The sequence below is a fragment of the Acinetobacter sp. WU_MDCI_Abxd143 genome (genome assembly GCF_025514195.1).
GTDB classification, from domain to species: domain Bacteria; phylum Pseudomonadota; class Gammaproteobacteria; order Pseudomonadales; family Moraxellaceae; genus Acinetobacter; species Acinetobacter pittii_H.
This window is the reverse complement of sequence record NZ_JAHPTH010000014.1, coordinates 41,652-56,734: the sequence shown is the minus strand read 5'-3', so window position 1 is coordinate 56,734 and position 15,083 is coordinate 41,652. Positions and strand designations below refer to the sequence as shown.

At 41.4% G+C, this 15,083-nt stretch carries 12 protein-coding genes, 1 tRNA gene and 1 pseudogene; 13 read left to right on the top strand and 1 reads right to left on the bottom strand.

Translation table 11 applies throughout. The features are described from left to right. The 12 genes and pseudogenes from KTI79_RS17310 to KTI79_RS17255 form a co-directional block, all read left to right on the top strand. Positions 1–77: pseudogene (locus KTI79_RS17310) on the top strand (elongation factor Tu); the annotation flags it as partial. Positions 78–137: 60 nt separating this feature from the next. Then, a tRNA-Trp gene (locus tag KTI79_RS17305) sits at positions 138–213 on the top strand. A 75-nt stretch (positions 214–288) separates the two neighbouring features. Then, complete coding sequence (gene secE / locus KTI79_RS17300; RefSeq protein ID WP_002114837.1) at positions 289–729, top strand: preprotein translocase subunit SecE; 441 nt, start codon at positions 289–291, stop codon at positions 727–729. A 7-nt stretch (positions 730–736) separates the two neighbouring features. Next, complete coding sequence (gene nusG, locus KTI79_RS17295; RefSeq protein WP_016142418.1) at positions 737–1,270, top strand: transcription termination/antitermination protein NusG; 534 nt, start codon at positions 737–739, stop codon at positions 1,268–1,270. Between the two features lie 109 nt (positions 1,271–1,379). Next, complete coding sequence (gene rplK, locus KTI79_RS17290; protein WP_001074682.1) at positions 1,380–1,808, top strand: 50S ribosomal protein L11; 429 nt, start codon at positions 1,380–1,382, stop codon at positions 1,806–1,808. A gap of 3 nt (positions 1,809–1,811) precedes the next feature. Continuing rightward, the gene (gene rplA / locus KTI79_RS17285; RefSeq protein WP_005065788.1) at positions 1,812–2,507 is read left to right on the top strand and encodes a 50S ribosomal protein L1; all 696 of its coding nucleotides are present in this window, start codon (positions 1,812–1,814) and stop codon (positions 2,505–2,507) included. A gap of 312 nt (positions 2,508–2,819) precedes the next feature. Further along, entirely contained in the window at positions 2,820–3,326 is a 507-nt protein-coding gene (gene rplJ, locus KTI79_RS17280; RefSeq protein ID WP_016142417.1) for a 50S ribosomal protein L10, read from the top strand. Between the two features lie 42 nt (positions 3,327–3,368). Continuing rightward, the gene (gene rplL, locus KTI79_RS17275) at positions 3,369–3,740 is read left to right on the top strand and encodes a 50S ribosomal protein L7/L12 (protein ID WP_001229360.1); all 372 of its coding nucleotides are present in this window, start codon (positions 3,369–3,371) and stop codon (positions 3,738–3,740) included. A gap of 304 nt (positions 3,741–4,044) precedes the next feature. Then, entirely contained in the window at positions 4,045–8,133 is a 4,089-nt protein-coding gene (gene rpoB, locus KTI79_RS17270; RefSeq protein WP_016142416.1) for a DNA-directed RNA polymerase subunit beta, read from the top strand. A gap of 86 nt (positions 8,134–8,219) precedes the next feature. Beyond that, entirely contained in the window at positions 8,220–12,413 is a 4,194-nt protein-coding gene (gene rpoC / locus KTI79_RS17265; RefSeq protein WP_025470394.1) for a DNA-directed RNA polymerase subunit beta', read from the top strand. 179 nt (positions 12,414–12,592) lie between these two features. Further along, entirely contained in the window at positions 12,593–12,958 is a 366-nt protein-coding gene (locus KTI79_RS17260; protein ID WP_016142414.1) for a hypothetical protein, read from the top strand. A 205-nt stretch (positions 12,959–13,163) separates the two neighbouring features. After that, a complete protein-coding gene (locus KTI79_RS17255; RefSeq protein WP_032054250.1) occupies positions 13,164–13,520 on the top strand; it encodes a hypothetical protein in 357 nt (118 codons plus the stop codon). Between the two features lie 44 nt (positions 13,521–13,564). Here KTI79_RS17255 and KTI79_RS17250 read toward each other — a convergent pair whose 3' ends face one another. Further along, positions 13,565–14,050 carry a DUF4442 domain-containing protein gene (locus tag KTI79_RS17250; protein WP_005079397.1) on the bottom strand — a complete coding sequence of 162 codons (486 nt, stop codon included), beginning with the start codon at positions 14,048–14,050 and terminating at the stop codon, positions 13,565–13,567. 117 nt (positions 14,051–14,167) lie between these two features. On the opposite strand from KTI79_RS17250, the gene KTI79_RS17245 reads away from it, so the two are divergent. After that, positions 14,168–15,046 carry an alpha/beta fold hydrolase gene (locus tag KTI79_RS17245; protein WP_081039229.1) on the top strand — a complete coding sequence of 293 codons (879 nt, stop codon included), beginning with the start codon at positions 14,168–14,170 and terminating at the stop codon, positions 15,044–15,046. Positions 15,047–15,083: the final 37 nt, after the last annotated feature.

The window sequence follows — 15,083 nt, the reverse complement described above, 5'->3', positions numbered from 1 at the left end:
ACCCAGGTCTACGTTTTGCGATCCGTGAAGGTGGTCGTACTGTAGGTGCTGGTGTTGTTGCGAAAGTAACTGCATAAGCATATTATAGTGACGGATTACGTCTCAGGTTGAGGGCTTTGGCTCTCAATCTGCTTTATAGGTCAGTAGTTCAATTGGTAGAGCGTCGGTCTCCAAAACCGAATGTTGGGGGTTCGAGTCCCTCCTGACCTGCCATATTTTGAAATAAAAAGCTTGATGCTGGCTTAGTTGTTCATATAATAAGTCGCGAGTTCTACGACGAGTACAAAAATGTCGAATGATAAATCGCGTGACGCATTGAGCGACGCGCCAATTCCTCAAAGAAATAATTCCGCTGAAGTTGTTCGTTCTGGTTCGCCTCTAGACATTGTTCTATGGGTGATTGCAATAGCATTGTTGCTTTTAGCTACCATGGTGAATCAGCACCTACCAGCGTATTGGGCGCCTGCAAATAATGTTTGGGTGCGCGTTGGGGCAATTTTTGCTTGTATCGTTGTGGCTTTAGGTTTATTATACGCCACCCATCAAGGTAAAGGCTTCGTTCGTTTGCTAAAAGATGCACGAGTCGAATTGCGTCGAGTAACTTGGCCAACAAAACAAGAAACAGTCACTACTTCGTGGCAGGTTCTATTGGTTGTAGTTGTTGCATCACTGGTTTTATGGTGCTTTGACTATGGTTTGGGTTGGTTAATTAAGTTGATTATCGGGTAAAAGAGCTATGAAACGTTGGTACATTATTCATGCCTACTCTGGCTATGAAAAACAAGTGTTGCGTTCACTTACAGAACGAATCCAGCGTAGCGCTGTTGCTGATAGCTTTGGTGATGTCCTTGTTCCTACCGAAGAAGTGGTAGAAATGAAGGATGGCAAGAAACGTAAATCTGAGCGTAAATTCTTTCCTGGCTACGTGTTAGTTGAAATGGAAATGAATGATGATACTTGGCATATTGTTAAAGAATGTCCAAAGGTTCTAGGTTTTATTGGTGGTACACCTGAAAAACCAGCACCAATCACTCAGCGTGAAGCAGATGCAATTCTTGCGCGTGTACGTAATACTGGTGAAGCACCACGTCCTAAAACGATGTTTGAGCCAGGTGAAGAATTACTTGTTATTGACGGTCCATTCACAGACTTTAAAGGTGTGGTGGAAGAAGTTCAATACGATAAGTCACGTTTAACGTTGACGATTAATGTATTTAATCGACCAACACAGGTTGAACTCGAATTTCGCCAAGTCGAAAAAACGATTTAATCTTAATTGGTTGAAAAGCGCCCGATTTTATCGGGCATTGTTGTTGTAACAGTAGTGTTGCGTAAAGATTGGGGAGCCTAGCGGCGTTTGTACCCAGAGGTATTTTAAAATGGCTAAGAAGATTGACGGCTATATCAAGCTGCAAGTTCCAGCTGGTAAAGCAAATCCATCTCCACCAATTGGTCCTGCATTAGGTCAACGTGGTGTAAACATCATGGCATTCTGTAAAGAATTCAATGCTGCTACACAAAAAGTTGAACCAGGTCTTCCAATTCCTGTAGTGATTACTGTGTACAACGACAAGTCGTTCACATTCATCATGAAAACTCCTCCAGCTTCTATTCTTCTTAAGAAAGCTGCTGGTATTCAAAAGGGTTCATCTGTACCAAACAAAACTAAAGTTGGTAAGTTGACTCGTGCTCAGTTAGAAGAAATTGCGACTACTAAAGAACCGGATTTAACTGGTGCTGATTTAGACGCACGTGTTCGTACCATCGCTGGTTCTGCACGTTCTATGGGCTTGGAAGTGGAGCTATAAGACATGGCAAAGTTAACTAAACGTCAAAAAGCCATTGCTGCTGCTGTTGAAGCAAACAAAGTTTACACTTTGGAAGAAGCGGTACAAGTTCTTAACAGCCTACCTGCTGCAAAGTTCAAAGAATCTTTGGATGTAGCTGTAAATCTTGGTGTAGATCCACGTAAATCTGATCAGGTTGTTCGTGGCGCAACTACATTACCTGCAGGTACTGGTAAAACTGTACGTGTAGCTGTATTTGCTCAAGGCGCTCAAGCAGAAGCTGCTAAAGAAGCTGGTGCTGATGTTGTAGGTTTTGATGACCTTGCTGAAAGCATCCAAGGTGGAAACCTTGACTTTGATGTTGTAATCGCAGCTCCTGACGCTATGCGTGTTGTTGGTAAGCTCGGTACAATTCTTGGTCCACGTGGTTTAATGCCAAACCCTAAAGTTGGTACTGTAACTCCTGATGTAGCGAATGCTGTTAAAAACGCTAAATCTGGTCAGGCTCGTTACCGTGTAGACAAAGCGGGTATTATCCATGCTGCCATCGGTCAATTAGGCTTTGATGCTGCTGCTATCCGTCAAAACGTTGAAACCTTAGTTGCTGACTTGAAAAAGTTAAAACCTGCAACTTCTAAAGGTGTATACATCAAAAAGATCACTTTGAGCTCAACTATGGGTCCTGGTCTTACTGTTGATGTAAACAACGTTTCTAACTAAGTTTAGACTTAGTAAAGAATTTTAAAGTCCTGATTGGGGACAGAGCCTAAATAGAAATATTTTTCTATTAGGTTGGGGTAGGCCAAAGCCTTATCCCTTACTCATCAGGCGGACTTTGAATTGATAAATGAGAATTTATCAGCGTCAAAGACCTCAGGCGAAAAGATATTATTTTCGAATAGCACTTTTCTTAATAAACCAGCCTGCGTAGACGCGGTGGTGTGATTTGTTCCTCCTCCGCGTGTAAGTCGAAAGGCTTACGAATTGGGAGTGTGCCCATTGGGTACATAAATCACCTTAGGAGGTTTTACAATGGCTCTTCTTATTGAAGACAAAAAACAGATCGTTGCGGAAGTAAGTGAAGTTGCTTCTAAGGCGTTTGCAGCCGTTGTTGCTGACTACCAAGGCTTAAGCGTAGAGCAATTAACAACACTTCGTGTTGAAGCTCGTAAGTTAGGTGTTTCTACACGTATTGTACGTAACACTTTGGCTAAACGCGCACTTCAAGATACTCAATTCAATATCTTGAACGACAACCTTGTTGGTCCAACAATTCTAGGTTTTTCAACTTCTGAAGATGACATGGGTGCAGCTGCACGTTTGTTCGAAGAATTTGCTAAAACTAACAAAGCATTTGAGTTAAAAGCTGCTGCATTTGACGGCAAAGTTTATCAAGGTGCTGACGTTAGCGTAATTGCAAACCTTCCGAACCAAGAGAAAGCTCTTACTATGCTTGCCTCTGTCCTTCAAGCTCCTATTTCGAAATTGGGTCGCCTTATTACAGCGCTCAAAGAGAAAAACGAGTCAGAAGCTGCTTAATCAATTTTACACACCATTCAATATCCATTTGGAGTTATTCTCATGGCTTTAACTAACGAAGAAATCTTAAACGCAGTTGCTGAAAAAACTGTTCTTGAACTTGTTGAATTAATTTCTGCTTTCGAAGAGAAATTCAACGTTTCAGCTGCAGCTGTTGCTGTTGCTGCTCCAGCTGGTGGCGCTGCTGCTGCTGCTGAAGAACAATCTGAATTCAACGTTGAGTTGACTTCTTTCGGTGCTAACAAAGTAGCTGTAATTAAAGCAGTTCGTGAAGCAACTGGCCTTGGTCTTAAAGAAGCTAAAGACCTAGTTGAAGGTGCTCCTCAAGTTCTTAAAGAAGGCGTTTCTAAAGAAGAAGGCGAAGAACTTAAGAAGAAACTTGAAGAAGCTGGTGCTACAGTTACACTTAAGTAATTGTAAAAGGAGTCGGTTTTTAAATCGGCTCCATAAAATGGCTGATGGCTCTTGGGTCATCAGCCTTTTTGCGTTACAATAATCGGCTCGATTTTTGTAAGTTTATTTTGATTTTTGAGAAAATCAAAATAAAACAAGAAATTTCAAATGTTTACCAATATTTTTCTTTTTTAAAAATATTGTTAAGCGTTTTTATACCACTAAAAATTGCAGCATTTGTAAACAGTGGTGGCCATATCGGCCTGCGTAATTCCTTCTGAGCCCGTTCTGCAGGCGGGCTTAGTTTACTTTCCGAGGACTCCAGATGGCATACTCATATACCGAAAAGAAACGGATCCGTAAGAATTTTGGTAAATTGCCCCAAGTAATGGATGCACCGTACTTACTATCGATTCAGGTCGATTCGTACAGAACATTCTTGCAAGATGGCAAAACTCCAAAAAACCGCGAAGATATCGGTCTCCAAGCCGCATTTCGTTCAGTTTTTCCTATCGAAAGTTATTCTGGCAATGCTGCTTTAGAATTTGTTGAGTATAGCCTTGGTAAACCTGAGTTCGATGTACGCGAATGTATTCTTCGTGGTTCGACTTATGCGGCACCAATGCGCGTTAAAATTCGTTTGATTATTAAAGATCGCGAAACTAAATCAATTAAAGACGTACGAGAACAAGAAGTCTATATGGGTGAAATTCCACTCATGACTGAAAACGGTACATTCGTCATTAATGGTACTGAGCGTGTAATCGTATCTCAATTACATCGTTCACCAGGCGTTTTCTTTGATCACGATAAAGGTAAAACCCACTCAAGTGGTAAAGTGTTGTATTCAGCACGTATCATTCCTTACCGTGGTTCATGGTTAGACTTCGAATTTGATGCGAAAGACTTAGTTTACGTACGTATTGACCGTCGTCGTAAATTACTTGCTACTGTTGTATTACGTGCACTAGGTTATAACAATGAACAAATCTTGAATTTGTTCTATGAAAAAGTACCTGTGTATCTTGATATGGGCAGTTATCAGATTGACCTAGTCCCTGAACGTTTACGTGGGGAAATGGCGCAATTTGATATTGCTGACAATGACGGTAAAGTTATTGTTGAGCAAGGTAAGCGTATTAATGCTCGTCACGTACGTCAAATGGAAGCTGCTGGTTTAACAAAACTTTCAGTTCCAGATGAATACTTATATGAGCGTATTACTGCTGAAAATATTACTTTGCGTGATGGTGAAGTAATTGCTGCTAATACTTTGTTAAGCCATGAAGTTATGGTGAAACTAGCAGAAGGTGGTGTTAAACAGTTCAATATCTTGTTTACGAACGATATTGACCGCGGTTCGTTTGTTGCTGACACATTACGTGCAGATACAACAGCTGGCCGTGAAGAGGCATTAGTTGAAATTTATAAAGTAATGCGTCCAGGCGAGCCGCCAACAAAAGAAGCTGCTGAAAACTTATTCAACAACTTATTCTTCTCTTCTGAGCGTTATGACTTATCTCCAGTAGGTCGTATGAAGTTCAACCGTCGTTTGGGTCGTCCATACGAAGTTGGCACTGACCAGAAGTCACGTGAAGTAGAAGGTATTTTATCGCACGAAGATATCATTGATGTATTACGTACATTAGTTGAAATCCGTAACGGTAAAGGTGAAGTCGACGATATCGATCACTTGGGTAACCGTCGTGTACGTTCTGTTGGTGAAATGACTGAAAACCAATTCCGTGTTGGTTTAGTTCGTGTTGAACGTGCAGTTAAAGAACGTTTAAGCCAAGCAGAAACAGATAACTTGTCTCCACAAGATCTAATTAACGCTAAACCAGTTGCAGCTGCAATCAAAGAATTCTTTGGTTCAAGCCAATTATCTCAGTTCATGGACCAAAACAACCCATTATCTGAGATTACGCATAAGCGTCGTGTATCAGCGCTTGGGCCTGGTGGTTTAACACGTGAACGTGCGGGCTTCGAAGTACGTGACGTACATCAAACTCATTATGGTCGTGTATGTCCAATTGAAACGCCAGAAGGTCCAAACATTGGTTTGATCAACTCGCTTTCTGTATATGCAAAAGCAAATGACTTTGGTTTCTTGGAAACACCTTACCGCAAAGTGGTAGATGGTCGAGTAACTGATGCAGTTGAATACCTATCTGCGATTGAAGAAGTAGGCACTGTTATTGCACAGGCCGATTCTGCAGTAGATAAAGATGGCAACTTAACAGAAGAGTTTGTTTCTGTTCGTCATCAAGGTGAATTCGTACGTATGCCACCAGAAAAAGTGACGCATATGGACGTTTCTGCTCAGCAGGTTGTATCTGTTGCTGCATCACTTATTCCATTCCTTGAACACGATGACGCGAACCGTGCGCTTATGGGTTCAAACATGCAACGTCAGGCAGTTCCTACTCTACGTGCGGATAAACCGCTTGTAGGTACAGGTATGGAAGCGAACGTTGCACGTGACTCTGGTGTGTGTGTGATCGCAAACCGTGGTGGTGCAATTGAATACGTAGACGCTTCTCGTATCGTTATTCGTGTAAACGAAGATGAAATGATTGCTGGTGAGGCTGGTGTAGATATCTACAACCTCATTAAATATACGCGTTCTAACCAAAACACTTGTATCAACCAAAATATTATCGTGAATTTGGGCGACAAAGTTGCTCGCGGTGATATCTTGGCAGACGGCCCGTCTACAGATATGGGTGAGCTTGCGCTTGGTCAAAACATGCGCGTTGCGTTCATGACTTGGAATGGTTACAACTACGAAGACTCGATCTTATTATCTGAGCGTGTACTTCAAGAAGACCGTTTAACTTCTATTCATATTCAAGAATTATCTTGTGTAGCGCGTGATACTAAGTTAGGTGCAGAAGAAATTACTGCCGATATTCCTAATGTTGGTGAAGCTGCACTTTCTAAACTTGATGAATCAGGTATCGTTTATATCGGTGCTGAAGTTACAGCAGGTGACATCCTAGTTGGTAAAGTAACGCCTAAAGGTGAAACTCAGTTAACTCCTGAAGAAAAATTGCTTCGTGCAATCTTTGGTGAGAAAGCAGCTGACGTTAAAGATTCATCTTTACGTGTTCCATCAGGTACAAAAGGTACAGTTATCGATGTTCAAGTCTTCACTCGTGATGGCTTAGAGAAAGATGACCGTGCATTGGCGATCGAAAAAGCACAACTTGATGCTTACCGTAAAGACTTGAAAGAAGAATACAAGATCTTTGAAGAAGCAGCTCGTGAGCGTGTAATTCGTTTGCTTAAAGGCCAAGAGTCTAATGGCGGTGGTTCAACTAAACGTGGTGACAAACTTGTTGAAGAAGTGTTATCTGGTTTAGAGCTTGTTGATTTACTTGAAATTCAACCCGCAGATGAAGCAATCGCTGAGCGTTTAACTCAAATTCAAGTGTTCTTAAAAGAAAAGAGCGCAGAAATTGATGAGAAATTCGCTGAGAAGAAACGTAAGCTTGCAACAGGTGATGAATTAACAACTGGCGTATTGAAAGTTGTTAAAGTTTACTTAGCTGTTAAACGTCGTATTCAGCCTGGTGATAAGATGGCTGGTCGTCACGGTAACAAGGGTGTTGTATCTAACATCTTACCTGTTGAAGACATGCCACACGATGCTAACGGTGTGCCGGTAGATATCGTATTGAACCCGTTGGGCGTACCATCTCGTATGAACGTGGGTCAGATTCTTGAGACTCACTTAGGTATGGCGGCTAAAGGGCTTGGTGATAAAATCGAGAAAATGTTGAAAGAACAACGTACAGTTTTAGAACTGCGTGAATTCTTAGACAAGATTTATAACAAAGTCGGTGGTGAGCAAGAAGATCTTGATAGCTTAACTGATGATGAAATCTTAGCACTTTCAGGCAACTTGCGTGCCGGTGTACCTTTGGCTACTCCTGTATTCGATGGTGCTGAAGAAAGTCAAATTAAAGACTTACTTGAGTTAGCTGGTATTTCACGTACAGGTCAAACAGTATTGTATGATGGCCGTACAGGTGAACAGTTTGATCGTCCTGTAACTGTAGGTTACATGTATATGCTCAAATTGAACCATTTGGTTGACGACAAGATGCATGCGCGTTCAACTGGTTCTTACTCTCTTGTTACACAGCAACCGCTTGGTGGTAAAGCACAATTCGGTGGTCAGCGTTTCGGTGAGATGGAGGTCTGGGCACTTGAAGCTTACGGCGCAGCATATACTCTCCAAGAGATGTTAACTGTTAAGTCGGATGACGTTGAAGGTCGTACACGCATCTATAAGAATATTGTAGATGGTAACCATTATATGGATCCGGGTATGCCTGAATCGTTCAACGTATTGACCAAAGAGATCCGTTCTTTAGGTATCAACATTGAACTGAAAAATGGTGATTAAGTCGTAAGACTCACGATTTTTTAGGTAAAAACAATATTTGTGACCCAGTCGGGTAAGCATTGCTTCCCGACACACGGAGAAAAAAATTGAAAGACTTGCTCGATATCATGCGTAAGAAAACGGACTCAGATGGTCATGCACCAATTGAGTTTGACCGTATCCGTATTGGTCTTGCGTCACCAGAAATGATTAAGTCATGGTCTCATGGTGAAGTTAAAAAACCTGAGACAATTAACTACCGTACTTTTAAACCAGAACGTGACGGTTTGTTCTGTGCCAAAATTTTTGGTCCAGTAAAAGATTACGAATGCTTGTGTGGTAAATACAAGCGTATGAAATACAAAGGCGTCATTTGTGAAAAATGTGGCGTTGAAGTAACTACAGCAAAAGTTCGTCGTGAACGTATGGGTCACATTGAACTTGCTTCTCCAGTTGCACATATCTGGTTCTTAAAATCGTTACCGAGCCGTATCGGTTTGTTATTAGATATGACACTACGTGATATCGAACGTGTATTGTATTTCGAATCATACGTTGTAACTGACCCTGGTATGACTCCGTTTGAAAAGTATCAACTTTTAACAGACGAAGAATACTTCAATGCACTTGAAGAGCACGGTGATGAATTCACTGCGAAAATGGGTGCAGAAGCGGTTCAGGACTTGTTGAAAGATATCGATCTTGAAGCTGAAATCGCACGTTTACGTGAAGAAATTCCTCAAACAACTTCTGAAACGAAGTTGAAAAAAGCGTCTAAACGCTTGAAATTGATGGAAGCATTCAAAGATTCAAACAACAAGCCAGAATGGATGGTGATGAATGTACTTCCTGTACTTCCACCTGATTTACGTCCATTAGTTCCACTTGAAGGTGGTCGTTTTGCGACTTCTGACTTGAACGATTTATATCGTCGTGTCATTAACCGTAACAACCGTTTGAAGCGTCTTCTTGACCTTGCTGCTCCAGATATCATTGTACGTAACGAAAAACGTATGTTACAAGAGTCTGTAGATGCATTGCTTGATAACGGTCGTCGTGGTCGTGCGATTACTGGTTCTAACAAACGTCCATTAAAATCTTTGGCAGATATGATCAAAGGTAAACAAGGTCGTTTCCGTCAGAACTTATTAGGTAAGCGTGTTGACTATTCTGGTCGTTCGGTAATTACTGTAGGTCCTACTTTACGTCTTCACCAATGTGGTCTTCCGAAGAAAATGGCACTTGAATTATTCAAGCCATTCATTTTCGCGAAACTACAAGCTTCGGGTCAGGCGACTACCATTAAAGCTGCGAAGAAAATGGTTGAGCGTGAGACTCCGGAAGTTTGGGACGTTCTTGCTTCTGTAATTCGTCAACATCCAGTCATGTTGAACCGTGCTCCAACACTTCACCGTTTAGGTCTTCAAGCATTTGAACCTATTCTTATTGAAGGTAAGGCAATCCGTCTTCACCCACTCGTTTGTGCTGCGTTTAACGCCGACTTCGATGGTGACCAAATGGCGGTACACGTTCCATTGACACTTGAAGCACAGTTAGAAGCTCGTGCATTGATGATGTCGACAAACAACATCTTGTCACCAGCAAACGGTGAGCCAATCATCGTTCCTTCTCAGGACGTTGTCTTGGGTCTTTACTACATCACCCGTGATGCTGTAAATGCCAAAGGTGAAGGCATGGTGTTTGCGGATACTCATGAAGTAAACCGTGCACTTGCTACTGGTCAGGTTGCGATCCATGCACGTGTTAAAGTACGTGTACATCAGACTGTTATCAATGAAAATGGTGAACGTGAACACGAAACTATTATTGTTGATACAACTCCTGGTCGTTGTTTGCTTTGGGAAATTGTTCCACAAGGCTTAAGCTTTGACATGATCAACCTTGAGATGACTAAAAAGAACATCTCTAAATTGATCAACTCTTGCTACCGTAAACTTGGTTTGAAAGATACAGTTATCTTTGCTGACCAATTAATGTACTTGGGCTTCCGTCAAGCGACTCGTTCAGGTGTATCTGTAGGTATGGAAGACATGCTCATTCCACCTACTAAGCACACCATTATTGATAAAGCAGAAACAGAAGTTCGTGAAATCGAACAACAGTTCGAACAAGGTTTCGTAACTGCTGGTGAGCGTTATAACAAAGTTGTCGATATTTGGGCGCGTACAAACGACCAAGTTGCTAAAGCAATGATGGATAACTTGTCTTATACACTTGTTAAAAACAAACAAGGTGAAGACGAGAAACAAAAATCATTCAACAGCATCTATATGATGTCTGACTCGGGTGCCCGTGGTAGTGCGGCGCAGATTCGTCAGCTTGCTGGTATGCGTGGTTTGATGGCAAAACCGGATGGCTCGATTATTGAGACTCCGATTAAAGCGAACTTCCGTGAAGGTTTAACAGTACTTCAGTACTTTATTTCAACACACGGTGCGCGTAAAGGTTTGGCCGATACAGCATTGAAAACTGCGAACTCTGGTTACTTGACTCGTCGTCTTGTAGACGTAGCGCAAGACTTGGTAATTACTGAACCTGACTGTGGTACAGCGGGTGGTTTAGTAATGACTCCATTCATTCAGGGTGGTGATGTCATCGAGCCATTACGTGACCGCGTTTTAGGTCGTGTAACTGCTGAAGATGTACGTCGTGCATCTGATGATGAAGTTGTATTACCTCGCGGTACGTTAATTGACGAGAAAATCGCAGCTCAGCTTGAAGAAGCTGGTGTCGATGAAGTTAAAGTACGCTCAGTAATCGCATGTGAATCAACATTCGGTGTATGTGCTCGTTGTTATGGTCGTGACCTTGCACGTGGTCACTTGGTGAACCCAGGTGAATCAGTAGGTGTAATGGCTGCACAGTCAATCGGTGAGCCAGGTACACAGTTAACGATGCGTACGTTCCACGTTGGTGGTGCTGCGAGCCGAACTTCTGCTGCAAACAGTGTTCAAGTACGTAATAAAGGTACTGTACGTTTCCATAACGTGAAAACTGTACAACATGCAAAAGGCCATTTGGTTTCAGTTTCGCGTTCAGGTGAAATTGGTATTGCCGATGATTTAGGTCGTGAGCGCGAGCGTTATAAACTTCCTTACGGTGCAAGCATCTTATTGAAAGATGGTGAAGCTGTAGAAGCTGGCGGTATCGTAGCGACTTGGGATCCGCATACACATCCATTGGTAACAGAAGTTGCTGGTAAAGCGCGCTTCAGCCAAATCGCTGATGGCGTAACTGCAACATCGAAAACTGATGATGCAACTGGTATGACTACTGTTGAAATCTTGCCTGTAACAGCTCGTCCTGCTTCTGGTAAAGATTTACGTCCTGCAATCGTGTTGGATACAACAGATGGCGGCGAGCAGTTCTACTTCTTGCCACAAAATACAATCGTAACTGTCCGTGATGGCGAAACGATTGGTGTGGGTGATGTTATTGGTCGTGTACCACAAGAAACATCACGTACTCGTGATATTACCGGTGGTCTTCCGCGTGTAGCTGATTTGTTCGAAGCGCGTAAGCCAAAAGAGCATGCAATTCTTGCTGAAGTATCAGGTGTTGTAAGCTTCGGTAAAGAGACTAAGGGTAAAAACCGTTTGGTAATTACTCCTGATGATGGTTCTGAGATTTACGAAGAATTGATTCCAAAATGGCGTCAAATCAACGTATTCGAAGGCGAGCATGTGAACCGTGGTGAGACTATTTCTGATGGTCCACAAAACCCACATGATATCTTGCGTTTGAAAGGTGAAGTTGCATTAACTAACTACATCGTGAACGAAGTTCAAGACGTTTACCGTCTCCAAGGTGTAAAAATCAACGATAAGCACATTGAAGTTATCGTACGTCAAATGTTGCGTAAAGTTGATATCACTGATGGCGGTGATACAAGCTTCATCAAAGGCGAGCAAGTGGATTACATCCGCGTTGTTCAAGAGAATCAAGCTGTCTTGGCTCAGAACAAGTTCCCAGCGAAGTTTGAACGTCAATTGATGGGTATTACTAAAGCATCGCTTTCTACTGACTCGTTCATCTCTGCTGCATCGTTCCAGGAAACAACTCGTGTGTTAACTGAAGCGGCTGTAACAGGTAAAGAAGATGATTTACGTGGCTTGAAAGAAAACGTTGTAGTAGGTCGCTTGATTCCAGCAGGTACTGGTCTTGCGTACCACTTAGAGCGTCGTCGTCAAGAAGCTGAAGCTGCAGAACATGAGCTGCATAATGACTTTAGCGAAGTAGACCAAGCGTTCAGTCAAGCATTAAACTCAGAACAATTCTAAGTTTAAACTGGCATTAAAAAGGCACCTTAGGGTGCCTTTTTTATTTATCTTTATTTTTAACAATAAAAAGTTGTCATTACATAAAGATCTTAAAGAGTCATTAATTTATTACTTAAGCGAGATAAAAACTTCACAAAAACGCATTAGGCTACCTGCATACGAAGCCTGGAGTATATCTAATGAAAAAAATGATGATGATTGTTAGTGTTGGCCTCATGTCAACAACTTTATTCGTTGGTTGCCAAAATGCTAGTCCAGAAAGTAAACGTATTGGTTCGGCAGCGATTGGTGGCGGTGCAGGTGGTGCGGTAGGAAAACATGTGGGTGGTAATATTGGTGCTGGCTTAGGAGCGGCGCTCGGTGCAGGTGTTGCAGCTAATGCAAAGGGATCTAGCAGTAAAACCGTACGTAATAGTGCAATTGGTGCAGGTTTAGGGGCTGTTTTAGGTGGAGCTATCATTGGTGGCGATACTGGTGCAGCGGCTGGAGGAGCACTTGGTGGTAGTGCAGGCGCGGCTTATGAAGAGAAGAAAGGGAAGTACTAATATTCCCTTAATAAAATTTAAAAAAAGAAGTCTTTATCTTAGTAAAGACTTCTTTTTTTTTAATTAAGTTTTTTATTAATGAGTGTAAAAGGAATAGCTTTACAAAATATCAATCGATTAGGACAGACGAATAACACAATCTGATCAAATTCCTCATAAAAGAGGATTATTCTTTTCATTAGGACAGATAGTAGTGAGTACGGTCATGAAAAAAACAATTGGATTAGTTTCTGCTTTAATGTTGTCTACACTTATGTTCACAGGCTGTCAAAATATGAGCCCATCTGACCAGCGTATTGGTGCAGCGGCAGCAGGTGGAGCACTTGGTGGTGGCTTAGGTAATCATGTCGGTGGCGGTGTTGGTGCAGGTTTAGGTGCAGCAGTTGGTGCTGGCGTCGGTTCTAATACCCAAGGTGGTAGTAAACAAACAACTACCAAGAGCGCAATTGGTGCTGGTATTGGTTCTGTAGTAGGTAAAGCATTGATTGGCGGTGACTCTGGTGCTGCTATTGGTGGTGCAATCGGTGGTGGTGCTGGTGCAGCAATTGAAGAGAAAAAATAAAGGGTTTGCAGATTTATAAAATAAGCGCTAATAAGCGCTTATTTTTATTGAGGAAAAGGCTTAGCTTTTTTACGTCTGATATAAAGTGTTTTTTGAACCTCTGCAATTCGTACCCCAGATTCATCAAAAATATTTAGATGATAGGTTCTTAAAACAGGTTCATAGTTCTCCGCAAGTTCACGAATTTGTTCTATTTCAGCTAAATCAACTCGAATATCTGCATGTACAGTACTGCGTCCTGGGGAAAGAAAATTGATTTCGGCAGCTTTGTCCCAAACAATATATTTTGATCCGAGATGATGCATAAGAATCATCATATAAAATGGGTCAACCATTGAATAAAGACTTCCACCAAAATGTGTACCGACTAAATTTTGGTTTTTCCAAGTCAGTGGCATTTTTACGCGCACATGGCAAAGTTCTAAATTCATGATTTCAATATAAATCCCTGCACCACGATAAGGGGGATAGTGATTAAATAGAAATTTTGAAATCGTAGGATTGTTCTGAAGTCTTCTTAAAATAGCCATAATAGTCAATTTTTTTTATTGCAACAGTATTCATACTAGATAAGTATCATCTTTTTTATAGTGATGGCAATGCTCTATCCGACTAACGACATGATCGATTGAAAAACAAGATAGGAAATGATTATGCAGCCAAAAGTTCATACAGTAACAACAAGTGATCAACAAACGCTTTGTGCTAAAACATGGGGTGACGAAAAAAATACACCGTTGGTTTTAGTACATGGTTACCCTGATAATCAGGAAGTATGGGAATCAATCATTGAGCATTTGATCAATGACTTCTATATTGTTACTTACGATGTGCGTGGAGCTGGTATGTCATCTATACCAAAACGTATACGTGATTACCGTTTAGAGCGTTTATCTTTAGATCTCCAAGAAGTTGTTGATGAGTTATTGCCAAATCGTCAATTCCATATGGCTGCACATGATTGGGGCTCGATTCAGTCTTGGGAGTCGGTCACCGAGCCTAAGTTTAAAGGTCGTTTATTATCATACACCACCATTTCTGGACCATGTCTTGATCATGCTGCTTTATTTTTACGTGATAAATTTAAATCTTCACCAGCTCAAATCTTAAAAATTTTAACCAAATCTTGGTATATCGGGGCATTCCATCTTCCGTTATTAGCACCAACTGTATGGTCTCTTTTTAGTCCAGAAAAATGGGGTAAAGTTCTTACTCAGCTGGAAAGAAAAAGTAATTTACCTTTAAATAATAATATTAATGCTGATGGTAAATATGGCATTAATTTATATCGTGCCAATTTTATTCCTCGCTTAACTGGTCCACGTCAACGTTATGCACAGTGCCCAGTAAAAGCGGTTATTTTAAAATACGATACGTTTGTAAGCCCAGAATATATCACTGACGCTATGCCAAAGTGGGTTGAAAAATTTGAATATGTAGAGCTTAACGCAAATCACTGGGCAATTCTGAGTGAGCCTGAGAAAATAGCAACTCATATTCGTGAGTTTATTAAAGCTCAAGCTTAAGAATAGAATGACTGCATAAAACTGTTAATTCGGCGAT

What these genes read in the sequence shown, in the direction of transcription:
- secE (WP_002114837.1), top strand. Translation starts at nt 289, where the DNA reads ATGTCGAATGATAAATCGCGTGACGCATTGAGCGACGCGCCAATTCCT.
- nusG (WP_016142418.1), top strand. Translation starts at nt 737, where the DNA reads ATGAAACGTTGGTACATTATTCATGCCTACTCTGGCTATGAAAAACAA.
- rplK (WP_001074682.1), top strand. Translation starts at nt 1,380, where the DNA reads ATGGCTAAGAAGATTGACGGCTATATCAAGCTGCAAGTTCCAGCTGGT.
- rplA (WP_005065788.1), top strand. Translation starts at nt 1,812, where the DNA reads ATGGCAAAGTTAACTAAACGTCAAAAAGCCATTGCTGCTGCTGTTGAA.
- rplJ (WP_016142417.1), top strand. Translation starts at nt 2,820, where the DNA reads ATGGCTCTTCTTATTGAAGACAAAAAACAGATCGTTGCGGAAGTAAGT.
- rplL (WP_001229360.1), top strand. Translation starts at nt 3,369, where the DNA reads ATGGCTTTAACTAACGAAGAAATCTTAAACGCAGTTGCTGAAAAAACT.
- rpoB (WP_016142416.1), top strand. Translation starts at nt 4,045, where the DNA reads ATGGCATACTCATATACCGAAAAGAAACGGATCCGTAAGAATTTTGGT.
- KTI79_RS17260 (WP_016142414.1), top strand. Translation starts at nt 12,593, where the DNA reads ATGAAAAAAATGATGATGATTGTTAGTGTTGGCCTCATGTCAACAACT.
- KTI79_RS17255 (WP_032054250.1), top strand. Translation starts at nt 13,164, where the DNA reads ATGAAAAAAACAATTGGATTAGTTTCTGCTTTAATGTTGTCTACACTT.
- KTI79_RS17250 (WP_005079397.1), bottom strand. Translation starts at nt 14,050, where the DNA reads ATGGCTATTTTAAGAAGACTTCAGAACAATCCTACGATTTCAAAATTT.
- KTI79_RS17245 (WP_081039229.1), top strand. Translation starts at nt 14,168, where the DNA reads ATGATTATGCAGCCAAAAGTTCATACAGTAACAACAAGTGATCAACAA.